Source organism: Burkholderia sp. BKH01 (genome assembly GCF_025685725.1).
GTDB classification, from domain to species: domain Bacteria; phylum Pseudomonadota; class Gammaproteobacteria; order Burkholderiales; family Burkholderiaceae; genus Burkholderia; species Burkholderia pyrrocinia_C.
The window spans coordinates 23,163-44,323 of the sequence record NZ_JAOTQT010000024.1; the positions used below are offsets into that span (position 1 = coordinate 23,163).

The window sequence follows — 21,161 nt, forward strand, 5'->3', positions numbered from 1 at the left end:
CCCGGTCGCCAGCCTCCATAAACTGCGCTGAAATTGAAAACGCGCCGTGCAACACGGCGCGTTCTGCGTCAGGCAAGCGCGCCCGGCCCATGAAGCGATGGCAGGCGGGCGCGAGCCCCCCGGTGCGGCTCAATCGACTCCGTGAAACACCGCGTCCTCCGGCCCGAGGTATGCCGGCGGGCGCCACGTCGCGTCGCGCATCGAATGCTGCACAAGATTCTCGACGCCGAGCAGCACCGCGAAGATCGCCATCCGCACCGGAATGCCGTTGTCGGTCTGCCGGAAGATCGCGAGACGCGGGTCGCGGTTCAGGTCGACCGACAGGTCGTTTGCGCCGGGCCGGCTGTCGCGCGGCAGCGGGTGCATGATCAGCGTGTCGGGCTTGCAGACCGAGTCGACGAGCGCCTGATTGATCTGGAAATCCGGCGTGTAGCCTTCGAACGACTCGTCGGTGAAGCGCTCTTTCTGGATCCGCGTCGCGTAGACGACGTCCGCGCCGCGCAGCCCGGCCGCGAGATCGGTCGTCTGTTCGACCACATGGCCGTTCGTCGAGATCTGGTCGACGATGTACGCCGGCATCTCGAGCATCGGCGGCGACACGAGCGTGAACTTGAGTCCGCGGTACAGCGCGAGCAGCTTGACGAGCGAGTGCACGGTGCGGCCGTACTTGAGATCGCCGACCAGCGCGATGTGCGCGCCGTCGACGATCTTGCCGAGCCGCGAGAACTCGCGCTGGATCGTATAGAGATCGAGCAGCGCCTGGCTCGGGTGCTCGCCGGGGCCGTCGCCGCCGTTGATCACGGGCAGGTTGGTCGCGCGCGCGAACTCGGCCACCGAGCCTTTCTCCGGGTGGCGGATCACGAGCGCGTCGACGTAGCCGGCCATCACGCGGCTCGTGTCGTAGATCGATTCACCCTTGGCCATCGACGAGAACGTGAAGCCCGTCGTGTCGCACACCGAGCCGCCGAGCCGGCAGAACGCCGCGCCGAACGACACGCGCGTCCGCGTGCTGGCCTCGAAGAACAGGTTGCCGAGCACGGCGCCTTCCAGCACGCGCGAAATCTTGTGGCGCCGCGCGATTGGCTGCATCACGTCGGCCACGCGGAACAGCGCCTCGACCGATTCCCGCGAGAACTGGTCGACCGACAGCAGTTGCGGCTTGCCTTCGAACAGGAACTGCTTCGCGAGCCCCTGGTTGTCTACGCTTTGCGTATAGACTCCACCTTCCGGTGCCGAACGCTCGACGATTTCCGACACGAAGCGCTCGACGATCTCGGGCATCCCGCGCGATTCCTGCGAATCGTCGGGCAGCAGCCAGGTATCCAGCGCGCGCCGGCTGACGCCGATGCGATTGGCGAACGCTTCGCGGGTCATGTTGAGGCGGCGCATCGCGTCGCGGAGGAAGGCTTGCTGGGGAACGGTCATCGGCGGCTCCTGACGGAAAATATACGCGGTGCGTATATTAGTTCGTGGTGCAGTGAAGTCAAGGAAAATCTGCGTGATCGGGCTGTGAGGTGCGTGTGACACTCGACGGGCTCGCACTGGCGCGCGGCGTCCGCCTCCGTATAATCAGGTCAGGCCCCGTGCCCTGCATCGGCAGGGCGCCATGCCGCAAACGATTCGCCCGGTCGGGCTTGTTGATTCGAAGGAGAATGAGAATGACGCGTACGATTGCTGCAATGTTGCTGGTTGTGACCGCTGCGCTCGCCGGTTGCAATACGGTCGCCGGCGTGGGCCAGGACATTTCGAAGGGCGGCCAGGCGATCAGCGATACGGCTGAAAAGGCCAAGTAAGCCGACCGGTTCCGGAATGCAGAAAGCGCCGGGCCGTCCCGCGATTGCGGGACGGCCCGGCGCTTTTTTTGGTTCTTTGCGGAATTTCGTGGATGGTGCTTGCCGACCCAGAGCGGCCGGTCACGCTGCTCGGTAACGGTCGTCAAGCTGAAGATCGAACCGTTGTGACTCATTGATGCGGATAGGATCGCGAGGCGATGGCGCACAACACGGCACGGGCCAAATCATTGCCTCGCAAAGCGGCCAAGTGAGCGCCAGGCAGTAATCCAGCACGAGCCGCCGTCTTCGGCAGACGCTGGGCTCGCGCTCGTTAATGCCGGGCGCCCTCTAGGCCTCGATCGTGATTTTGATGCTGTCCGGCGAGACTCCGAAAGTCTCCGCCAAGCGACGCTTCGCCTCAGTGATAGTGAGGGGCGCTTCAGCCTTCTCCGCGGGCGGCGCTACATCTACTGCCAGCTCCTCCTCTTCCGAAGTCGCGTATGCACGGAACTCGGCAGAGAGTGGGGCTTGTGCGATCGGCGGATAGATGAGGCCAATGCCACCGCCGACATGGCTGGGGGGATGTGAGGCCTCTTTCTGGTAAAGACCGACCCACACACCGCGACCAACGGGAATCCTGTGACCTGCTTTGATCCGAGCAGCATAGCTGCGGTCGAAGCGGGCCCGCACTTCCTCGGCATCGAGAAAATGAACGTTGGCGTTCTGTGGGTTGTGCCGGTCATCGACAGATACTGCCACCACCGCATCCACGTCCGAGAGCGTTACCCACCGTTTGTCCTGCCGGTCGCGCGGGAATGCGATATAGGTGTCCTGGGTCGTCCGGATGCTGACCAGCTTGCTCTCATTTCCGCGCGTGATTCGCCGCACGCTTCCCGCTCCGGCGCCGGGCACGGAATTCACCTCCCACCCTTCCTTCCGCAACGCCTCTTCCCCAATACGAAAAAGAGTGGTCTTCGTCGAGAATTTTTCCGGTGTTTGATAGACGTTCGTCATTTCTTCCCCGTTCCTTTGTTTGAGCGCACGGAAAGGAGTGTAGCACGCCCGGAGCGGAATGCTTGGAAGGAATTTATGTCCAGATCTTTTCCCTCTCCTTCCATGAGGGCGAGTTGGTGTATCGCCTCTTTTCCGTTCGTCCTTCCAGGTAGGCCTTCACACTTCAGTCCCGCTTGCAGGGTTACAGCGCCTGTGTCGAACACCGTGCGGAATTCTGAGCAGAGACGATAGCGCTAGCTCTGGCTGGGCCCAGCTCTGCGCAAACGTTTCAGCCCGTCGGGCCCAGTGATGGGTGTCAACGATCTCAATGACCATGTCGATCGTCCGCGTTTGGCCGATCCCCGACAGTCTGCCCCGCGTTCCCCGGTAATCCACGATGAACATTTTTTTGGACAGCGCGGCGTTGACGCCGGTGGCGTCACGCGCGTTCCACGAACGCGTATCGGCCTTCGACCTTGCGCGGCGTAAACCAGCCGTAGTCGGGGAACATCCGGTTGCGCACGAACCAGACATAACCCACCAGCACCAGCGTGACCGCAAGGCCCGGCAGCGCGGTCGACGGATCGCGTCCGAGCTCGGCGACGGTCTTCGGCAACTGCAGCAGCGACAGCACGATAAACGCGTGATACGCGCCGACGCGATGAGTCGCAAAGCCCCAGATGAACAGCAGCGACAGCGGCACGGTCAGCGCGAGGAACACGACGACAAGGCCATTGCCGAGCGCGCCCGACACGCCAAGGTCGCCGGCAGCGGCGGAAAAGTAATAGGCGAGCACGAGGCTGATCGCCAACTGGAGGATGCCGAGCGCGACCAGGATCCAGGTGTGCACCTTGTTCTTGCGACAGCGTTCCGGATCGGGCCGCGACGCGATCAGGCCTGCGATCACGCGATCCTTGAGCCCCTGTCCGGACAGCTCGGCCAGCACGTCGGCCTTCCTCGTTCCCGCGGACAGCAGCACCGCGATTCTTGTTTTGGCGTCCTTCCTGTTCATTGCTTGGCGGTTTGTTGTCAGATGGTTGTCAAAGGTTCCGGCCACGCGAATATTGCATCTTGCGTGATGGTGCGCAACGGTTTTGCGGCGCGCGGACACATTCCTACAGTCGCCGGCGGCTTTGCGAGAGTAGGGGGATCGACCGGCCATGTCACGGAAATGCGCGGCCGTCGTTTTTGCATGAGCGCGGGTTCGGGTCAGTCGGCGGCGGTTTGCGCCGACGGCGCGGGGCTTGCAGGCTGTATCGAGTTCGCCGGCGTCGCATCGCGCGTGGTGATGTGCGCGGGCGGTTCGCGCCGCCGCGTCGCACCGACGAGCATGCCCGCGACGACGAGCGCGATGCCGACGACACGCGTGCCGGTCAGCGTCTCGCCGAACAGCGCGACCGCGAACAGCACGGCCGAGACCGGCGCGACCGCCGTGAACAGCGCGGCCTCGGTGCCGCTCGTGCGCGCGGAGCCGGCATACCAGCACAGGTAGCCGAGTACGGTCGGCACCAGTGCGTAGTAGGCGATCGCCGATACGGCGCCGACGGTCCAGCCGGTTGCCGCCGCGCGCCATTCGAACGCGGCCGGCACGACGGCGAGCACGAAGCCGAGGCCCGACATCGCGGTGGACAGCGCGAGCGGCGGCATCGGTGCGGCAAGCCGCCGGTTGAGCAGGATGAAGACGGCTTCGCACGCGACGGCGGCCAGCACCAGCGCATCGCCGACAAGCGTCTGGAGCGACGGCATGGCCTGGCCGGGCGCGAACGTGACGAACAGCACGCCGCCCGTGGCGAGCGCGGCGGCCAGCCAGTCGCGCGGCGTCTGCCGCTCGCGCAGCACGACAGCCGCGATCAGCGTCGACATTGCTGGCAGCGTGCCGAGCATCACACCCGCATCGAGCGGCGACGACAGCTTCGTGCCGCTGATCAGGAGCACCGTATAACCGACGCCGCCCGCCGCGGCCTGGATGACGAGCAGCACGGCGTCGCGTGGGGAAATGCGCGGCCAGCGCATTCGCTGCGCGCGCATCAGCGCGAACAGCAGCGGTGTCGCGATCAGGAAGCGCAGCGCCGTGGCCGCGAATGGCGGCAGGCCGCCGGCCGCGAGACGGCTCGCGATGACGGTGCTGCCGACGCCCACCATCGCGGCGGCGAGATAGAGATAGCCAATCAGTCGTGTCTTCATGCGCCGCATCGTCGCGTACGGCGACGGTGCGCGTCTTGAACGAAATTGCAACGGGCGCGAGGGGATGTCGAGTGCGGTGCGCGGAGCCTGGCGTGCAGGTGTCAGCGGCAGTCAGCAACATCGACAGCCGCTGCGGTCCTCGACGTGGCAGCCACCTATAACGCGGCGCACCCGATGGCCTTTCGGTGGAACGACGTCGGCGTCAACCGGCCTGCGTAAACCGCCCCGGCGTGATGCCGAACTGGCGCGCGAATGCGCGCGTCAAGTGGCTCTGATCGGCAAAACCGGCTTCGGCCGCGGCGTCCGCGATCGGCAGGCCGCTGGCGAGCAGCGTGCGCGCCAGCCGCGCGCGCGACTGGATCAGGTAGGCATGCGGCGTGATGCCGAGTTCGCGCGCAAACCCGCGCAGCAACTGGAAGCGGCTCACGCCGCTCAAATTGGCCAGTTCGGCGAGCGAAACAGGCGCGGCTGGCGCCGCGTCGAGCCGTTCGCGGGCGACACGAATCGCCGGCGCGACGCCGGCCGCCGGCAGCGTGCGGTTCGCGTGCCGGGCGAGCAACCCCGCGACGAGCATCACGAGCGCCTCGTCGCGGGCGAGCGGCTGGGTTTCCCCGGCGACGATGCGCGCATGCAACCGGCCGACGGCGGCCGTGAGCCGCGCGTCGCGCACCGCCGGATGCGCAAGCTCGACGCCGCCGAGGCCTTCTTCCGCCGCGACGCCCGCGACCAGCGAGGGCGCGAGGTACAGCATCCGCCAGCGCCGGCCCGTGCCGGCATCGAGCGGCGAGCCGTCGTGCATTTCGCCGGGGTTGACCATGATCGCGTCGCCGGCCAGCGCGTCGACTTGCCCGCGGCCGCTCCACGACCGGTGCGCGCCGCTGACGATCACGCCGACCCCGAATTCGTCATGCGCGTGGCGCGGAAACGCGCGGTCGGATTCGAGGCTGATCGCCTCGATGCCTTCGCTGGTCCGTCGGTAGTGGGTGACACGGTGCATGTGCGCTCCTCGCGCCGGGTGCAGCGCGGATCACGTGCACTTTAACGCGTTCCGCCGCCGCGCGCCCTTCATCCTTTTGGCCGATACCGCGCGGCGCGCGCAGCCCGCACCATGTACACATGAGCAGCGTATACGGCCCGCCGGGCCTGAAGCTGCGCGGGAGGCGGCAGGTGGAACGACAGGATCCGGTATTCATTCAGGTTGGCGCCCTCGCGGACGGCTTCGCGCCGAAAGCGAACATCCTCGCGCCCGTCGACGCGCTCGCGGGGCGTACGCTGGCGCTCGGCGATGCATCGGGCGCGTGGCGCGTCTATGCGTTCGAGCCGGGCGCGCTGCAGTGGCGCGACGCGGCGACCGGCACGGGCGGCCGCGAGCCGTGCCGCGTCACGCGGCTGCGCGACGCTCTGTACTTCGTCGACTACATCGACACGGCCGCCCGCGCGACGTCGGTCAGTCTCGTGATCGATCTCGACAGCGGCGTATGGACGTCGGTCGTCGGCGTGCTGCCGACCGAAGCCGACACGCGCATCGACGCGTTCACGCGCGTCGCGCGCGGGCTGCCGCTGACGGCCGTCGACGCGGCGTTCCGGCACGGCACGCTCGGCGGTCACGCACGGCCGGGGCCGCTGCACGGGCCGACGCGCGAACTGATCGGCAAGCGGACGATGTACCGCTACAGCCCGACCGAATGCTACGAGCACATCTACCTGAACGAGAACTTCTACGCGTGGCAGTGCCTGCAGGGCGTCGAAGGCGGGCTGGCCGATGTCGATCGCTGCCATTGCTTCAGGATCGCCAACGAGCTGTATCTGTTCGTGTGGCGCGAAAAGGTGGTGCCGACGCTCGGCGTCGTGCTGATCGACCTCGCGCAGCGCAAGACCGACGGCAAGATCTTCGGCTACCAGGGCGGTGATTTCGGCACGCTGTCGAATTTCCAGATCGGCGCCCACGCGCAGGTGCTGAATGAAACCGTGCATCCGCTCGGCGGCGAGGCGCAGCGATGAATGCCGTGCCGGGCAGCGGCCGCCTGCGTGCGGATTTCAGCGGGCGTGTCGTGCTCGTCACGGGCGCCGCGCAAGGGATCGGCGCGGCGATCGCGCGCCGTTTCGCGGAATCCGACGCGTTCGTCGCGCTCGCCGACCTGAACGGCGAGGCCGCCGCCGAGCAGGCCGATGCGCTTGCCGGCGCGGGCGGCGCGGCGCGTGCGTATCGGGTGGATGCCGCCAGCCGCGACGAACTGTGCGCGCTGGTCGCGGCGGTCGAGCGCGACGGCGGCCGGCTTGATGTCGTCGTCCACAATGCCGCGTATTTTCCGCTGACGCCGTTCGCGCAGATCGACGAGCCGACGCTCGAGCGGACGCTGTCGGTCAACCTGTCGGCGCTGTTCTGGCTCGCGCAGGCCGCGTTGCCCGCATTCGAGCGCGTGGGGGGCGGGCGGCTGCTCGTCACGTCGTCGGTGACGGGGCCGCGCGTCGCCTATCCGGGGCTCGCGCACTACGCGGCGTCGAAGGCCGGCGTGAACGGCTTCATTCGCGCGGCGGCGCTGGAGCTTGCGCGCCGCAACGTGACGGTCAACGGTGTCGAGCCGGGGATGATTCGCACGCCGGCGGCCGGCAATCTCGGCGACGCGTCGGTCGCGGCGCAGATCGCGCGCGACATTCCGCTCGCGCGGATGGGCGAACCGGAGGACATCGCGAACGCGATGCTGTTTCTCGCCTCGGCCGATGCTGCGTACATCACCGGGCAGACGATCGTCGTCGACGGCGGCGCGACCTTGCCGGAGAGCGGCGCGGTGCTGGGGGACGTGTGACGGCGGAGTCGAACCGGCATCCGATGTGGCCGTGGCGCGATCGCGGCCGGCACGGTTCTGCGGCGGCGCGATCGTCGGCCCCGCCGCACATCGCCGCGACTACAGCCAGCCGTTGCGGATGAACTCGACGATCGAATAGCGGCGGTTCTCGAGATCGTGCTGCCGGACGGCCTCGATGATGCGCGACACGCCATCCGCGTAGGGCGTCGCGCCGTACACGCGCGATTCGAACTGCAGGCTGCACGCGCCGTCGTCGATGCGTATCCGGTGAACCGCGTGGCGGCCAAGCTGATCGTCGGGGATCGCGAATTCGCTGCGCTGCACGTCCGGGTCGCGCACCGAGCGGATGTCTTCCGGCCGCACGCCGAGCGACTGGCCGATGCCGACGGCCGTGCCGGGGACGGACGTCTTGCCTGCCTGATGCGACTCCGTCAGGCTGATCTCGCAGTTGCGAAACAGGTGGCCGCTGGTTTCCAGCATGCTCATGAACTTGAGCATCAGGATGTTCGTGTTCGGACACAGCACGACCGGGAAGCCGTGCGTGCCGGTTTCGACGTCGGAGCCGGTAGACAGTTCGACGAGCGGCGATGCGGTGGCCTCGCAGAACGCGATCACGGCGGGGAGCTCGCGGCCGGAGCCGGCATGCACGACGATCGATCGGGCGTCGTTACGTCGCGCGTCGCTACTCCGCTCGTCGGTTCGCGCGCTGTCCGACCAGGGCATCACGCGACAGGTTGCCGGGTCGAGCTTGTGCGAGCCGAGCAGCTCATTGGCCAGCTTGCCGGTTCCAACGACGAATACTTGCATGGGATTGACGGGTTGAGGTTCAGGATTCGATACGGGATCGGCGTGGCCGTCGGGTAGCCTGGCACGGCCCGGTCACGGCTCGCGACACGCCTAGCGGGCCTCGCGCATTATGCCCGGCCGCCCGCATGCGTGCCCGCCAGGCCTCGCATGCGGAGTCGCGGCGGCCCGCCACGTGTGGACCGCGTTCCGCTTCGTGATTCCGCCGCCGGGCTGACGCCCTTGCAACCAGCGCGAAACGGCGGAGGAACTGCGTCGCCGCAGCTTCGTCGCCGCGCGCACGCAGGCGTGAACGGCGCTACGCTGTCGAAACGCCGGCCGCGCACTTTCGTGCCGCGGCCGGCATGACCCATGCATCACGCATCGACAATCCACCTTCGATCCAGGAGAGCACATCGATGGAACACGACTTGAAAGGCAAGGCAGTCGCGATCACCGGCGGATTCGGTCATCTGGGCGTCGCGACGGCCGCATGGCTGGGCGAGCGCGGCGCACGCGTCGCGCTGATCGGCCGCGGCGCCGTGCCTGCTGCGCAGACGCTGCCCGGCGTGCCGGCCGACGCGTTGCGCATCGGCGGCATCGACCTGGTCGACCCGCAGGCCGCCGCACGGGCGCTCGAATCGGTAAACCGCGAATTCGGCCGGGTCGACGCGCTGCTGAACATCGCCGGCGCATTCGTATGGCAGACGATCGCCGACGGCGACGCCGCCACGTGGGACCGCATGTACGAGCTGAACGTGAAGACCGCGCTGAACGCGTCGAAGGCCGCGCTGCCGTACCTGCTCGCGAGCCCGGCCGGCCGTATCGTCAACATCGGCGCGGGCGCGGCGTTCAAGGCGGGCGCGGGCATGGGCGCTTATGCGGCCGCGAAGGCCGGCGTTGCGCGTCTCACCGAGGCGCTGGCGGCCGAACTGCTCGACCGCGGCGTGACGGTGAACGCGATCCTGCCGAGCATCATCGATACTCCGCCGAACCGAGCGGACATGCCCGACGCGGATTTCTCGCGCTGGGTCCGGCCGGAACAGATCGCGGCGACGATCGGGTTCCTGCTGTCGGCCGACGCACAGGCGATCACCGGCGCGTCGATTCCGGTGAACGGCCGCGTGGCGTAGCGCGGGCGGGCGGGGCTCGCCGCGCCGCAGCCGGCCGTGCGTACAATGTCGCACCGGAAACGTGCGAGCCCAGCCTGAGACCATGAATCAGCCCAAGATCCTGATCGTCGAAGATGAAACGGCGATCGCGGACACGATCGTCTACGCCCTTGGCACCGACGGCATGCAGACCGTCCACTGCACGCTAGGGCAGGCGGCGCTCGACCACCTGCGCGAGTCGCGCTTCGACCTGGTCGTGCTCGACGTCGGCCTGCCGGACCTCAGCGGCTTTGAAGTCTGCCGGCGGCTGCGCACGTTCACGGACGTGCCGGTGATCTTCCTCACCGCGCGGCATGACGAAATCGACCGGATCGTCGGGCTCGAAATCGGCGCCGACGATTACGTGGTCAAGCCGTTTTCGCCGCGCGAGCTGGCCGCGCGGGTGCGCGTGATCCTGCGGCGCTTCCACCGGGCGGCCGCGCCGCAAACGACGTCCGCGCCGGCAGAGGCGCAGGCCGCGCCAACCGCGCCGGGCTTCGTGCTCGACACCGAAGGCGCGCGCGTGTCGTGGCTCGGCCACGCGCTGGACCTCACGCGCTACGAATTCGGCCTGCTGGCGCTGCTTGTCCGGCATCCGGGGCGCATCTATTCGCGCGAGCAGTTGATGGACCTCGTGTGGCACGAGGCGCTCGATTCGGCCGACCGCACGGTCGATACGCACATCAAGACGCTGCGCGCGAAGCTGCGCGCGATCGATCCCGAGCGCGACCCGATCCGCACGCATCGCGGGATGGGTTATTCGCTGCAACCGTAACGACGGGCACCGCCATGCATATCGGCCTGCGCATCTTCTTCGGTTTTTTCCTGATCGTCGGTCTTGCCGCGCTGATCACGCTGCGCGTGTTCGTGCAGGAGGTGAAGCCGGGGGTGCGCGAAGCGATGGAGGACACGCTCGTCGACGTCGCGCAGGTGCTGGCGACGCTGGCCGCCGCCGACATGGCGAACGGGCATATCGCCGACGGCGCCTTCGCGCGGCAGCTCGAAAAACTGCACGAGAACCCGGTCAGTGCGAACGTGTGGGGCATGCACAAGAACACGATCAGCTACCGCATCTACATCACCGACGCGCACGGCATCGTGCGCTACGACTCGGCCGGCGGCGCGGTCGGGCAGGACTATTCGCGCTGGAACGACGTGTACCGGACGCTGCGCGGCGAATACGGCGCACGCAGCACGCGCGCCGATCCGAACGACGAAAGCACCACCGTGATGCACGTCGCGGCGCCGATCCGGCGGGGTAACGAAATCATCGGCGTGCTGACGATCGCGAAGCCGAACCAGACCGTCGCGCCGTTCATCGCGCGCAGCCAGCGCAAGATCATGCTGTACGGCGCGTTGCTGATGGGCGGCGCGATCCTGATCGGCGCCGCCTGCACATGGTGGCTGGTGCTCGGGCTGCGGCGGCTGCAACGCTATGCGCGCGCGATCGCGGCCGGCGAGCGCGCGGCGATGCCGCTGCAGGGCGCGAACGAGCTGGCCGAGCTCGGGCGCGCGGTGGAAAGCATGCACCAGCGTCTGGAGGACCGGCAGTACGTCGAAACCTATATCCACACGCTCACGCACGAGATGAAAAGCCCGCTGGCGGCGATCAGCGGCGCGGCGGAACTGCTGCAGGAAGAGATGCCGGTCGCGAACCGCCGGCGCTTCACCGAGAACATCCGCCGCCAGGCCGGTCGCCTCGAACAGATGATCCGCAAGCTGCTCGCGCTGGCCGAAGTCGAGCAAAAGCAACGCCTGTCGGTACGCGAGCCGGTCGCGCTGCTGCCGGTGCTCGAACAGCTCGTCGAGGATATCGAGCCGCGCGCGCGCCAGCGCGGCGTGAGCCTGCGGATCGGCGCGAACGACGCGAACGACGCGAACGGTGCGGCCGATCCGGCAGTCGTCGAAGGCGATCCGTTCCTGCTGCGCCAGGCGCTCGGCAACCTGCTCGACAACGCGCTGGATTTCGCGCCGCAAGGCAGCACGATCCGGATCGCGCTCGAACGGCAGCCGGCGGGCAGGGCGCATGTCGCGGTCGTGCGCGTGACCGATGACGGTCCCGGCGTGCCCGACTACGCGCTGTCGCGCGTGTTCGAACGCTTCTATTCGCTGCCGCGCCCCGACGGGCAGGATCGCAGCACGGGCCTCGGGCTGTGCTTCGTCCGCGAAGTCGCGATGCTGCATCGCGGCCAGGTCGCGCTCGCGAACCGCGACGAAGGCGGCGCGTGCGCGACGCTCACGCTGCCGTCGCCGGGCTGAGCGCGCTTCACGCTCGCCACACATTCGCTTCACACCGGCTTCAATCGCCGTTCACCGGGCCCGTTCATGCTGACCGCATCTTCCACTCCGGTACCCGTCAGCAATGAATCGAGTCCTGTTGTTCAAATCCGTGATCACCGCGTTTCTCGCGCTGGCGATCCTGATCCCGCTGCACATGGTTCAAAGCATCGTGCGGGAACGCGCCGAGTATCGCGAGAGCGCATTGCAGAGCATCTGGGCCAGCTACGCGGGGCCGCAGACGGTGACGGGGCCGGTGCTCGTCGTGCATTACACGGAAGTCACGCGCGTGCGCGATGACACGCCGGCCGGCGGCGCGGCGAAAACCAGCCTGAGAAGCGAGACGAAGCGCCTGCTGGTGTTTCCGAAGACGTTGAACGTCGACGGCACGCTCAAGGTCGAGGTGCGCTATCGCGGCATCCACAAGGCGCTCGTGTACGGGCTGGATAGCCGGCTGACGGGCACGCTGGCGCTGCCGGACCTGAAGAAGCTGCCGCAGGCCGACGGCCACGTGAGCTTCGCGGTCGACAGCGCGTATGTCGCAATCGGCATCGGCGACATTCGCGGGCTGAAGGCGCAGCCCGACCTGCGCATCGGCGGCAAGCGGTTCGACGTGGAGCAGGGCACGCGGCTGGACAGCCTGCGCCAGGGCGTGCACGCGAATATCGATCTCGCGGCGCTGGCGGACGCAAACGCAGCGGCTGTCGTGCCGTTCAGCATCGGCCTGCCGCTGGCGGGCGCGGAATCCGTCGCGTTTGCACCGGTGGCCGACCAGAACGATTTCTCGCTGAAATCGACGTGGCCGCATCCGAGCTTCGGCGGCGCGTTCCTGCCGGGCGAGCGCACGATCGATGCGCACGGCTTCACCGGCAACTGGCACGTGACGTCGTTCAACACGAAGGCGCGCGAACAGGTCGCGACCGGCAACGGAGAAGGCGCGATCGAGATGGCGTCGGTATCGGTGATCGAACCCGTGAACGTCTATCTGCAGGCCGAACGCGCGACGAAGTACGGCGCGTTGTTCGTGATGCTCACGTTCGCGAGCTTCTTCATGTACGAACTCGCGAAGCGGCTGCGCATTCACCCGATCCAGTACCTGCTGGTCGGCCTGTCGCTTGCGCTGTTCTTCCTGCTGCTGCTGAGCCTGTCCGAGCATATCGCGTTCGGTTATGCGTATCTCGCGGCGAGCGGCGCATGCATCGGGCTGCTCGGCTTCTACCTGTCGTTCGTGCTGCACAGCGTGAAGCGCGGCGCGACGTTCGCGGCGCTGCTCGCGATGCTGTATGCGGCGCTCTACGGGCTGCTGCTGTCGGAGGACAACGCGCTGATGCTCGGTTCGCTGCTGCTGTTCGCGATCCTCGCCGGCATCATGACGCTCACGCGCCGCATCGACTGGTATGCGCTCGGCGCCGCGTGGCAGCCGCTGGCCGACAAGTCGGGCGCGGATGCCGTGAAGCCGGGTGCGCCGTCGAAGTAAGCGCGGGTTTCGCGTGCGCTGCCGGCCGGGTATGCCCCGGCCGGCAGCGCAACGCCGCGCGGGACGGTCGCGATTCACGCGTGAGGCGAAGGCCGGCGAAACCGCGCCAGCGGAATTCCAGCCGCGGCCGTGATCTCGATCGGCAGATCCGGATGGTAGAGACGCTCGACCTGGATCGCCGTCGTCACCGGACCGGACCGGGCCCGGCGAAGCAGGTGTTGCGGATATCGCCGGCCTGCATGGACGCATCGACGTCGGTCGCGTGATGGACGAGCGAGATCACATCGCGCATCTGCGGACGGATGTGACGCTGCCGGCAGGCCGGGCGGCATCCCCTTATACTGGTAGACGTTCCTCGTCATTCGATCTTCGCCGTGCCCACGCCTGCCCCCACCGATCCGTCTGATCCGTCCGCGGACGATCCCCGCCCGATCCCGCCCGAACAACCCGAACTGGAAGACTGCTGCAACAGCGGCTGCTCGCCGTGCGTCTTCGACCTGTACGACGAAGCGCTGGCGCGCTATCGCGTCGAGCTGGCCGAGTGGGAAGCGCGGCAGGCGCAACGCAAACAACGCCGATGAGCCGGATGCCGGCGAGCGGCCGCGCATTCACCTTCCCGCCGCAGGTTCTGCCGGCGGTGCGATCCGCGTCCCGTATCATGCGCCCGCATGAAGCCGCCGATGCAGCGGCCCGAGCGCGGTCGACAGCGCGATGCACGCAAGCAATACGACCGTCAGCGTGAACATCGACGTCCGGAACCCCTGAACGTAATCGACCGCGGCCGGATGCACGCCGAGCCGCGCGAAGAACACGCCGCCGATCGTCGCGGCGCCGACGGCCGCGCCGATCTGCAGCATCGCGCTGACCATCCCTGACGCGACGCCCGCGCGTGCCGCGTCGACTTCCGCGAGCACGATCCGCACGACCGACGGCAGCACGAGCCCTTGCCCGATGCCGATCGCTGCGATGCCCGCGTAGAAGCCGGGCCCGGGCGCGCCTTCGCGGGCGAGCGCGGCGGCGGTCGCGACGCCGGCCGCGAGCATGACGAAGCCGAGCGTCAGCACGCGATAACCGCCGAACCGGCCGACGAGGCGCGGCATCAGCAGCGGGCTCGCGAGGAAGCCGAGCCCGAGCGGCAGGATCGCGAACCCGGACGCGAGCGGCGACCAGTTCAGGCAGCCTTGCAGATAGATCCCGTAGCTCAGGAAGAACGCGCTCAGCGTGTAGAACAGGAACGCGAGCAGGAGCCCGAGCGCGACGACGGGATTGCGGAACAGACGCACGTCGAGCAGCGGATCGCGGCCGCGCGCGAGCCGGCCCGCTTCGACCGCCAGCAGCGCACCGAGCATCGGCAGCGCGCCGACGACGCACGCGATCATCCACAGCGGCCAGCCGGCCTCGCGGCCCTGCGTGAGCGGATACACGAGCATCAGCAGGAACAGTGACATCAGCACCGTGCCCGGCACGTCGATGCGCTGGCCGCGCGGCGGCCGGTTTTCCGGGATGAAGCGCCAGCTGCCGATCAGCGCAAGGATGCCGATCGGCAGATTGACGAGGAAGATCGCGCGCCAGCCGAGCCCGAACGGATGCAGGCTGATCAGCGCGCCGCCGCCGAGCTGGCCGATCACGGCCGCGAGGCCGAACGCGAAACCGTAGAAGCCCATCACGCGCACCTGTTCCTGCGGGCTGAACACGCTGCGGATCGTCGCGAGCACCTGCGGCGCGAGGATCGCCGCGAACAGGCCCTGCAGCACGCGGCCGCCGACGAGCACCGCGCCGCTGCCGGCGAGCCCGCACAGCGTCGACGCGAGCACGAAGCCGGCCATGCCCAGCATGAACATGCGCTTGCGACCGTACAGGTCGCCGAGGCGGCCGCCCGTGATCTGCACGACTGCGCTCGCGCACGCATAGGCCGACACGACGAGCTGGAGCTCGGCCGGGCGCGCGCCGATGCCGTCGCGGATGGCCGGCAGCGCGAGATTCACGATGAAGTAGTCGAGCGGCGGCAGAATGGCGCCGACCAGCAGGACCACCAGCGCCCAGCCGTGATGGCTGCGCGGCGTCGCCGCGGCAGCCGCGCCGGCCGGCGCGCAAGGGGCAAGGGTTTGGTTCGTCATGAACGAAAGGTCCGAAAAGAATGAGGGCCGTATGCGCGAGCAGCGCGGGCCGGCCATTGACCCCGTATTCTGGGTGCGGTCGATGAATCGGAAAAGCGGGAAAGGGTGGTAGCATCCAACGGGTTAATCGATGGATGGGGGATGGCGATGCGCGGTTTCGACCTAGACCAGTTGCGCACTTTCGCGGCGGTCGCGGACGCCGGCAGCCTGACGGCCGCCGCGCCGCTGCTGCACCTGTCGCAGTCGACGGTCAGCGAGCAGGTGCGCAAGCTCGAAGCGCGCGCCGGCGTGCCGCTGTTCGTGCGCAGCAAGCGCGGCGTCGAGCCGACGCCGGCCGGCACGCGGTTGCTGCAGCACGCACGGCGCATCGTCGCGCTGAACGAGGCCGCGTTCGACGAGCTGCGCGGGCAGGCGATCAAGGGCGAGCTGCGTGTCGCGATCACCGACTACTACCGGACGAATGAAGTCGCGGGCCTGCTCGCGCGGTTGCGTGAGTGCTACCCGCAGTTGAGCCTGCACGTGAGCGCGATGAAGAGCGCGGACATCGAGGCGGCGCACGCGAGAGGGCAGATCGATCTCGGCGTCGTGATGAACCTGTCGAGCGGGCCGTTCCGGCCGGCGTCGGCCGACACGCGCTGGGTGCTGCGGCGCGAGCCGCTGTCGTGGGTCGCGTCGCCCGCGCTCGCCGAGCAATTGCCCGAGCCGTTGCCGCTCGTGCTGCTGCCGGACGACTGCATGATGCATCAGATCGCGGTGCGCTCGCTCGACGAGCAGCATATGCCGTACGTGCTCGTGCACAGCGCGTCGGGCGTCGCGGGGCTGCAGTCGATGCTTGCGGCGGGGCTCGGTGTCGGCTGCCTGTGCGCGTCGGCGATCGGCGACGGCATGATGCGGCTCGGCGCGAAATACCGTCTGCCGCCGCTGCCCGATGCGGTGTTTTCGCTGACGCCGCCGATGCCGGGCGAACGCGAAACCGTCACGCAGGCGCGTGAGGTGCTGTCGCGGCAGTTGCTGATGTAAAAGCGCGCCGCGCGACAGGCAGCGGCGCGTATTCGAGAGCAGCAGGAGGGGCCAAGCGCATGAACGACGAACTGAAAAGCCGGATGGCCGAAAGGCTGCAGGACGCGCTGGAGCGGGTGGTCGACGAGCGCTCGCTGATCCATTTCCTGCGCGTCCTCGGCCATGACTGGAACACGGAGCGGCAACTCGAGGCCGACGTGCCGCCGTCGCCGTACGCGCGCGCCGCGCTCGGCTGGGAAAACCGCTCGATCGGCGAATACCTGGAGGCGATGGTCGACTGGGCAGAAGCGTCGGAGGAAGGGCTGCGCTTCCACGACGTGCCCGACAATCCGTGGCGGCGCATGGCGGACATCCTGTTCGCCGGGAAAATCTACGAGTAGCGCCGTCCGGGCGATGCGCGCCTGCCGCTTCGAGCCGTCTACTCGGCAGCTTCTCCGTCGGCATAGGCGCGCAGCCCGTCCGCCAGCGCATCGAATACGGCCCGGCAGCGCGGGCTCGTCCGCAGGTCCTCGTGCATCACGATCCAGGTTTCCAGCTTCATCGCGGGCCCGTCCGGCAGCACGCGCACGAGCCGCGCGTCGCGTTTCGCAAGCCCCGACTGGCAGAAGCCGACGCCGTAGCCCGCGCGGATCATCGCGAGCTGCGCGAGGTTGCTGTCGGTGCGCAGCGCGAACGCATCGCGCTTCCACAGCGGCATTCCGCGCCCCGCCGAACGGATGAACGGCGTGATGGTATCGAAGCCGATCAGCGCGTGATGCGCGAGTTCGTCGATCGTCGCGGGCGAACCGTTGCGCGCCACGTAGTCGTCGCGCGCATACAGCCCGACTTCGATTTCGCCGACCCGCCGCGCGACGAGCGCATCCTGCGCGGGCGGCGCCATCCGCACCGCGATGTCGGCCTCACGGTTCAGTACGTCCTGGATGCGGTCGGTCGGCACCAGTTCGATGACGAGCCCCGGATGATCGCGCCGCAATTGCGCGAGCATGGGCGGCAGCACCTCGACGGCGATCACGTCGCTGGCCGAGATCCGCACGGTGCCGCGCACGCCGGCGCCGTGGCTCGCGGCCGCGCGCTCGAACGCGGCTGCCGCGCTGCGCAGCGCCTCCGCATGGCCGCGCAGCGCGAGCGCCGCCTCGGTCGGCAGCAGGCCCGACGGCGAGCGCGTGAACAGCGTCTGGCCGAAAGCGGCCTCGAGCGCCGCGACGTGGCGGCCGGCCGTCGGCTGCGTGATGCCGAGCGCGCGCGCCGCGCCGGAAAGCGAGCCTTCCGTCAGTACCGCGAGAAAGGTGCGGTAGCGTTCCCAGTTCAGATCGGTGGTCATGCATAAATGTATAGCTGATATCCGATGATAGGCAATTCCTTGCTAACCGTCGGCGCGCCAGAATGCATCTCACGACGGTTTATTCAAGGAGAACGGCAATGACGACGAACGCAGGCGCGGCGCAACGACAGGCACTCGTGCTCGGAGCGAGCGGCGGGATCGGCGGGGAAGTCGCGCGGCAGTTGCGCGATGCCGGCTGGCAGGTGCGTGCGCTCAAGCGCGGGCTCGACGCCGAAGTCGTGGAGCGCGACGGGATGACGTGGATGCGCGGCGACGCGCTGGATCGCGAGGCGGTCGTGCGGGCCGCGCGCGGCTGCAGCGTGATCGTGCACGCGGTGAACCCGCCCGGCTACCGGAACTGGCCGACGCAGGTGCTGCCGATGATCGACAACACGATCGCGGCGGCGACGGTGGCGCGGGCGACCGTCGTGCTGCCCGGCACGGTCTACAACTACGGCGCCGACGCGTTTCCGGTGCTGCGCGAAGACGCGCCGCAGCATCCGGCGACCCGCAAGGGCGCGATCCGCGTCGAACTGGAGCGGCGACTGCAGGAAGCGACCGCGCAGGGCGTCCGCACGATCATCGTGCGCGCGGGCGATTTCTTCGGGGTGCGTGCCGGCAACAACTGGTTTGCGCAGGGGCTGATCAAGCCGGGGCGGCCAATCTCGACGATCAGTGTGCCGGGGCGGCCGGGCGTCGGCCATCAGTGGGCGTATCTGCCGGACGTCGCGCGCACGATGGTCGAGCTGATCGAGCGACGCGACACGCTGGAGCCGTTTGCGCGCTTCCATCTCGGCGGGCATTGGGATACGGACGGCACGCAGATGGCCGCGGCCATCAGTCGCGTGGCGCAACGGCATGGGATGCGGCCGGCGGTGCGGCGCTTTCCGTGGTGGCTCGTGTGGGCCGCGGCGCCGTTCGTCACGACGCTGCGCGAGATGCTGGAGATGCGCTACCTGTGGCGCGAGCCGCTCAGGATGGACAACGCGCGGGTGACGGCGGTGCTCGGCCGCGAGCCGTTGACGCCGCTCGATACGGCGGTGGAGGCGACGCTGGCGGGGCTCGGTTGCTTGCGGTGATCGGCGGCACGAGAGGCGGCGGTGAACGGAACGTGTCGACATGACAGCATGCGTGCACGCCTTTCACTTCGGCATCCGTCAGGCCCGCCGCTTCCGTCACGCCACGACCGGCAACACCTCGACCGCATACCGGTGCCGCAGGCTGCGCCCGAGCACCGGATCGCGCAGTTCCATCTCGAACGCGTCGCCGTCGTCCATCGCCGCGATCGCGCCATGCACGGCGACCGTGCCGCCATACATCGCGCAGCGCGCGGGCATCGTGCGGCGGTCGTCGAAGCGTTGCCACAGCGCGTCCGGCGCGAGCAGGCCGCTGACCGCGCCGTGCTGGTACGCAATGCGCTCGCCGTCACGTCCGATCAACCACGAACGCATCTCGATCGCATCCCAGTGATCGGCGACATCCGCGTAAAGCCACGCATCGCACCCGAGCGGCTTCGCGCACACCTGCTTCGATACCGCGACGCCGTACGCCTCGACTTCGCGATCCGTATGATCGGAGCCGACCGTGACCAGCGTGCCGGCCGGGCTGTCGACCAGCACGCATTCGATCTCGCCACCCGAGCGTGCACCGAGTATATCGATCGACGGCGCCTGCGTCAGCAGCGCGGACGACACGCGATAGAAGCACGGCGTGGTCGAAGGCGGGGCCACGCCGAGCGCCGCGAGTTCGTCGATGTGCGCGCGGATCGCCGCCGGATCGCGGCCAGCCCAGCCGGCAATCACGACGCGCTCGATCTCGACGTCGACGGCGGCAGGCGCGCGTTGCAGGGAAATCACGTTGAACGACAGGGCTTGCATGCAGATATCCGTTTGAAGTGCGAAGGAATGAATCGGCTTGCGGCGGCGCTCAATCCGCAAGCGGCCGGTGCGCGGTCTCGCGCGCGGCGAGCAGCGCGATCGCGGTGACGACCAGCGACGCGGTGACGTACAGCGACACAGCCGTCGTAGTCCCCGTCTGCCGGAACAGCGTGGCGATCACGAGCGGCGCGAAGCCGCCGCCGACGATGCCGGCGAGCGTGTACGCGAGCGACGAGCCCGCATAGCGCACGCGCGTCGGGAACTGTTCGGTCACGAACGCACCCTGCGGGCCGTACATCACCGCATGGATCACGAGGCCGATCGCGACAGCGGCGACGATCGCGCCGGGGCGTGCCGAATCGAGCATCACGAAGAACACGAATGCCCACACGACACCGGCGATCGCGCCGGCGAGGTACACGGGCCGGCGGCCGAAGCGGTCCGACAGCGCGCCGAAGAACGGTACCGCGAGCGCGTTGCAGGCCGTGCCGACCATCACGGCCGTCAGCGCGACGGGGCGCGACAGGTGCAGCACGGTCGTTACGTAGGTCAGCGTGAACACGACGATCAGCGCATACAGCACGTCCGAGCCGATCCGTGCGCCGCCCGCGATCAGCAGGCGCCGCCAGTGGTATTTCAGCACGTCGGCGACGGGCACCTCGGCGGTCGCGTGCGATTCGGCGAGTTGCTCGAACTGCGGCGTTTCGTCGACGCCGCGCCGCAGCCAGAAGCCGAACACGACGAGCAGCGCGCTGGCCGCGAACGGCACGCGCCAGCCCCACGACAGGAAGTTCGCGGACGTGGTCGACAGCGTCACGAGCGCGATGCAGCCGGTGCCGAGCAGCGTGCCGAACGACGGGCCCATCTGCGTCCACGACGCGGACAGCCCGCGTCGCTTCTGGTCGCCATGCTCGACCGACAGCAGCACCGCGCCGGCCCATTCGCCGCCGAGCGCGACGCCCTGCACGAAGCGCAGCGCGACGAGCAGGATCGGGCTGAGGATGCCGGCCTGCGCGTAGGTCGGCAGTGCGCCCATCAGCGCGGTCGTCACGCCCATCAGCACCAGCGTGAGCATCAGCACCGCGCGGCGGCCGATGCGGTCGCCGAGATTGCCGAACACGAAGCCACCGAGCGGGCGCGACACATAGCCGACCGCATAGGTCGAGAACGCGAGGATCGTGCCGGCCAGCGGATCGACCGACGGGAAGAACAGGTGGTTGAAGACGAGTGCGGCAAGCGTGTTGTAGATCGTGAAGTCGTACCACTCGAGCGACGTGCCGATCATGCTCGCGGTCGCGAGTCGGCTGTTGCGGACGCGGCGGGGGGCGTGGGCGGCGGGCTGGGCGAGAGTGCTCATGGGTTCGGGCCTGTCGTGACGGAGA

21 protein-coding genes and 1 pseudogene are annotated in these 21,161 nt (G+C 68.4%); 11 read left to right on the plus strand and 11 right to left on the minus strand.

Going from position 1 to position 21,161, the window contains the following annotated elements:
• Positions 1 to 129 precede the first annotated feature (129 nt).
• The gene (locus OEJ37_RS27095; protein WP_034180473.1) at positions 130 to 1,425 is read right to left on the minus strand and encodes an aspartate carbamoyltransferase; all 1,296 of its coding nucleotides are present in this window, start codon (positions 1,423 to 1,425) and stop codon (positions 130 to 132) included.
• 233 nt (positions 1,426 to 1,658) lie between these two features.
• On the opposite strand from OEJ37_RS27095, the gene OEJ37_RS27100 reads away from it, so the two are divergent.
• Entirely contained in the window at positions 1,659 to 1,793 is a 135-nt protein-coding gene (locus OEJ37_RS27100; protein WP_021158165.1) for an entericidin A/B family lipoprotein, read from the plus strand.
• Positions 1,794 to 2,120: 327 nt separating this feature from the next.
• On the opposite strand, the gene OEJ37_RS27105 is transcribed toward OEJ37_RS27100, so the two are convergent.
• From OEJ37_RS27105 to OEJ37_RS27120, 4 genes are all read right to left on the minus strand, one after another.
• Positions 2,121 to 2,786 (minus strand): hypothetical protein, encoded by a 666-nt coding sequence (locus tag OEJ37_RS27105; RefSeq protein WP_263347311.1) that lies wholly within the window; start codon positions 2,784 to 2,786, stop codon positions 2,121 to 2,123.
• 418 nt (positions 2,787 to 3,204) lie between these two features.
• Positions 3,205 to 3,777: a permease gene (locus OEJ37_RS27110; RefSeq protein WP_263347314.1), complete on the minus strand. Its 573-nt coding sequence runs from the start codon at positions 3,775 to 3,777 to the stop codon at positions 3,205 to 3,207.
• Between the two features lie 197 nt (positions 3,778 to 3,974).
• Positions 3,975 to 4,949, minus strand: a complete 975-nt coding sequence (locus tag OEJ37_RS27115) for a DMT family transporter (protein ID WP_263347316.1) — start codon at positions 4,947 to 4,949, stop codon at positions 3,975 to 3,977.
• 202 nt (positions 4,950 to 5,151) lie between these two features.
• Entirely contained in the window at positions 5,152 to 5,946 is a 795-nt protein-coding gene (locus OEJ37_RS27120) for an AraC family transcriptional regulator (RefSeq protein ID WP_263347319.1), read from the minus strand.
• A gap of 170 nt (positions 5,947 to 6,116) precedes the next feature.
• Between OEJ37_RS27120 and OEJ37_RS27125 the strand changes: the two genes are divergently transcribed.
• Positions 6,117 to 6,950, plus strand: a complete 834-nt coding sequence (locus tag OEJ37_RS27125) for a molybdenum cofactor biosynthesis F family protein (protein ID WP_263347465.1) — start codon at positions 6,117 to 6,119, stop codon at positions 6,948 to 6,950.
• Positions 6,947 to 7,756, plus strand: a complete 810-nt coding sequence (locus OEJ37_RS27130; protein ID WP_263347321.1) for an SDR family oxidoreductase — start codon at positions 6,947 to 6,949, stop codon at positions 7,754 to 7,756. The genes OEJ37_RS27125 and OEJ37_RS27130 overlap by 4 nt, the downstream gene beginning before the upstream one ends.
• A gap of 99 nt (positions 7,757 to 7,855) precedes the next feature.
• Here OEJ37_RS27130 and OEJ37_RS27135 read toward each other — a convergent pair whose 3' ends face one another.
• Entirely contained in the window at positions 7,856 to 8,563 is a 708-nt protein-coding gene (locus tag OEJ37_RS27135) for a dihydrodipicolinate reductase C-terminal domain-containing protein (protein WP_263347324.1), read from the minus strand.
• Between the two features lie 395 nt (positions 8,564 to 8,958).
• On the opposite strand from OEJ37_RS27135, the gene OEJ37_RS27140 reads away from it, so the two are divergent.
• From OEJ37_RS27140 to creD, 4 genes are all read left to right on the plus strand, one after another.
• Entirely contained in the window at positions 8,959 to 9,672 is a 714-nt protein-coding gene (locus OEJ37_RS27140; protein WP_263347326.1) for an SDR family NAD(P)-dependent oxidoreductase, read from the plus strand.
• Between the two features lie 82 nt (positions 9,673 to 9,754).
• Positions 9,755 to 10,465 (plus strand): two-component system response regulator CreB, encoded by a 711-nt coding sequence (gene creB, locus OEJ37_RS27145; RefSeq protein WP_174420739.1) that lies wholly within the window; start codon positions 9,755 to 9,757, stop codon positions 10,463 to 10,465.
• Positions 10,466 to 10,479: 14 nt separating this feature from the next.
• On the plus strand, positions 10,480 to 11,949 hold the full coding sequence (gene creC, locus OEJ37_RS27150) for a two-component system sensor histidine kinase CreC (protein ID WP_263347328.1): 1,470 nt from the start codon (positions 10,480 to 10,482) through the stop codon (positions 11,947 to 11,949).
• 103 nt (positions 11,950 to 12,052) lie between these two features.
• On the plus strand, positions 12,053 to 13,444 hold the full coding sequence (creD, locus tag OEJ37_RS27155) for a cell envelope integrity protein CreD (RefSeq protein WP_263347330.1): 1,392 nt from the start codon (positions 12,053 to 12,055) through the stop codon (positions 13,442 to 13,444).
• A 74-nt stretch (positions 13,445 to 13,518) separates the two neighbouring features.
• Here the strand turns inward: creD and OEJ37_RS27160 are convergent.
• A pseudogene (locus OEJ37_RS27160) lies at positions 13,519 to 13,739 on the minus strand (RidA family protein); the annotation flags it as partial.
• 79 nt (positions 13,740 to 13,818) lie between these two features.
• Between OEJ37_RS27160 and OEJ37_RS27165 the strand changes: the two are divergent.
• On the plus strand, positions 13,819 to 14,025 hold the full coding sequence (locus tag OEJ37_RS27165) for an oxidoreductase-like domain-containing protein (protein WP_174420742.1): 207 nt from the start codon (positions 13,819 to 13,821) through the stop codon (positions 14,023 to 14,025).
• 75 nt (positions 14,026 to 14,100) lie between these two features.
• On the opposite strand, the gene OEJ37_RS27170 is transcribed toward OEJ37_RS27165, so the two are convergent.
• On the minus strand, positions 14,101 to 15,561 hold the full coding sequence (locus tag OEJ37_RS27170; protein WP_263347333.1) for an MFS transporter: 1,461 nt from the start codon (positions 15,559 to 15,561) through the stop codon (positions 14,101 to 14,103).
• A 147-nt stretch (positions 15,562 to 15,708) separates the two neighbouring features.
• On the opposite strand from OEJ37_RS27170, the gene OEJ37_RS27175 reads away from it, so the two are divergent.
• Together OEJ37_RS27175 and OEJ37_RS27180 are read left to right on the plus strand one after the other, a co-directional pair.
• Entirely contained in the window at positions 15,709 to 16,581 is an 873-nt protein-coding gene (locus OEJ37_RS27175; RefSeq protein WP_174420784.1) for a LysR family transcriptional regulator, read from the plus strand.
• Positions 16,582 to 16,640: 59 nt separating this feature from the next.
• Complete coding sequence (locus OEJ37_RS27180) at positions 16,641 to 16,961, plus strand: hypothetical protein (RefSeq protein WP_174420744.1); 321 nt, start codon at positions 16,641 to 16,643, stop codon at positions 16,959 to 16,961.
• 38 nt (positions 16,962 to 16,999) lie between these two features.
• Here the strand turns inward: OEJ37_RS27180 and OEJ37_RS27185 are convergent, their stop codons facing one another.
• Positions 17,000 to 17,902 carry a LysR family transcriptional regulator gene (locus tag OEJ37_RS27185; protein WP_174420745.1) on the minus strand — a complete coding sequence of 301 codons (903 nt, stop codon included), beginning with the start codon at positions 17,900 to 17,902 and terminating at the stop codon, positions 17,000 to 17,002.
• Positions 17,903 to 18,000: 98 nt separating this feature from the next.
• On the opposite strand from OEJ37_RS27185, the gene OEJ37_RS27190 reads away from it, so the two are divergent.
• Entirely contained in the window at positions 18,001 to 18,981 is a 981-nt protein-coding gene (locus tag OEJ37_RS27190; RefSeq protein ID WP_263347338.1) for an NAD-dependent epimerase/dehydratase family protein, read from the plus strand.
• A gap of 96 nt (positions 18,982 to 19,077) precedes the next feature.
• On the opposite strand, the gene OEJ37_RS27195 is transcribed toward OEJ37_RS27190, so the two are convergent.
• Together OEJ37_RS27195 and OEJ37_RS27200 are read right to left on the minus strand one after the other, a co-directional pair.
• A complete protein-coding gene (locus OEJ37_RS27195; protein ID WP_175918270.1) occupies positions 19,078 to 19,779 on the minus strand; it encodes a DUF2848 domain-containing protein in 702 nt (233 codons plus the stop codon).
• 49 nt (positions 19,780 to 19,828) lie between these two features.
• Positions 19,829 to 21,136 carry an MFS transporter gene (locus tag OEJ37_RS27200; RefSeq protein ID WP_263347341.1) on the minus strand — a complete coding sequence of 436 codons (1,308 nt, stop codon included), beginning with the start codon at positions 21,134 to 21,136 and terminating at the stop codon, positions 19,829 to 19,831.
• Positions 21,137 to 21,161: the final 25 nt, after the last annotated feature.

Bases quoted from the DNA above. Each gene is read 5' to 3' on its own strand.
- OEJ37_RS27095 (WP_034180473.1), bottom strand. From the start codon at position 1,425: ATGACCGTTCCCCAGCAAGCCTTCCTCCGCGACGCGATGCGCCGCCTC.
- OEJ37_RS27100 (WP_021158165.1), top strand. From the start codon at position 1,659: ATGACGCGTACGATTGCTGCAATGTTGCTGGTTGTGACCGCTGCGCTC.
- OEJ37_RS27105 (WP_263347311.1), bottom strand. From the start codon at position 2,786: ATGACGAACGTCTATCAAACACCGGAAAAATTCTCGACGAAGACCACT.
- OEJ37_RS27110 (WP_263347314.1), bottom strand. From the start codon at position 3,777: ATGAACAGGAAGGACGCCAAAACAAGAATCGCGGTGCTGCTGTCCGCG.
- OEJ37_RS27115 (WP_263347316.1), bottom strand. From the start codon at position 4,949: ATGAAGACACGACTGATTGGCTATCTCTATCTCGCCGCCGCGATGGTG.
- OEJ37_RS27120 (WP_263347319.1), bottom strand. From the start codon at position 5,946: ATGCACCGTGTCACCCACTACCGACGGACCAGCGAAGGCATCGAGGCG.
- OEJ37_RS27130 (WP_263347321.1), top strand. From the start codon at position 6,947: ATGAATGCCGTGCCGGGCAGCGGCCGCCTGCGTGCGGATTTCAGCGGG.
- OEJ37_RS27135 (WP_263347324.1), bottom strand. From the start codon at position 8,563: ATGCAAGTATTCGTCGTTGGAACCGGCAAGCTGGCCAATGAGCTGCTC.
- OEJ37_RS27140 (WP_263347326.1), top strand. From the start codon at position 8,959: ATGGAACACGACTTGAAAGGCAAGGCAGTCGCGATCACCGGCGGATTC.
- creB (WP_174420739.1), top strand. From the start codon at position 9,755: ATGAATCAGCCCAAGATCCTGATCGTCGAAGATGAAACGGCGATCGCG.
- creC (WP_263347328.1), top strand. From the start codon at position 10,480: ATGCATATCGGCCTGCGCATCTTCTTCGGTTTTTTCCTGATCGTCGGT.
- creD (WP_263347330.1), top strand. From the start codon at position 12,053: ATGAATCGAGTCCTGTTGTTCAAATCCGTGATCACCGCGTTTCTCGCG.
- OEJ37_RS27170 (WP_263347333.1), bottom strand. From the start codon at position 15,561: ATGACGAACCAAACCCTTGCCCCTTGCGCGCCGGCCGGCGCGGCTGCC.
- OEJ37_RS27175 (WP_174420784.1), top strand. From the start codon at position 15,709: ATGCGCGGTTTCGACCTAGACCAGTTGCGCACTTTCGCGGCGGTCGCG.
- OEJ37_RS27180 (WP_174420744.1), top strand. From the start codon at position 16,641: ATGAACGACGAACTGAAAAGCCGGATGGCCGAAAGGCTGCAGGACGCG.
- OEJ37_RS27185 (WP_174420745.1), bottom strand. From the start codon at position 17,902: ATGACCACCGATCTGAACTGGGAACGCTACCGCACCTTTCTCGCGGTA.
- OEJ37_RS27190 (WP_263347338.1), top strand. From the start codon at position 18,001: ATGACGACGAACGCAGGCGCGGCGCAACGACAGGCACTCGTGCTCGGA.
- OEJ37_RS27195 (WP_175918270.1), bottom strand. From the start codon at position 19,779: ATGCAAGCCCTGTCGTTCAACGTGATTTCCCTGCAACGCGCGCCTGCC.
- OEJ37_RS27200 (WP_263347341.1), bottom strand. From the start codon at position 21,136: ATGAGCACTCTCGCCCAGCCCGCCGCCCACGCCCCCCGCCGCGTCCGC.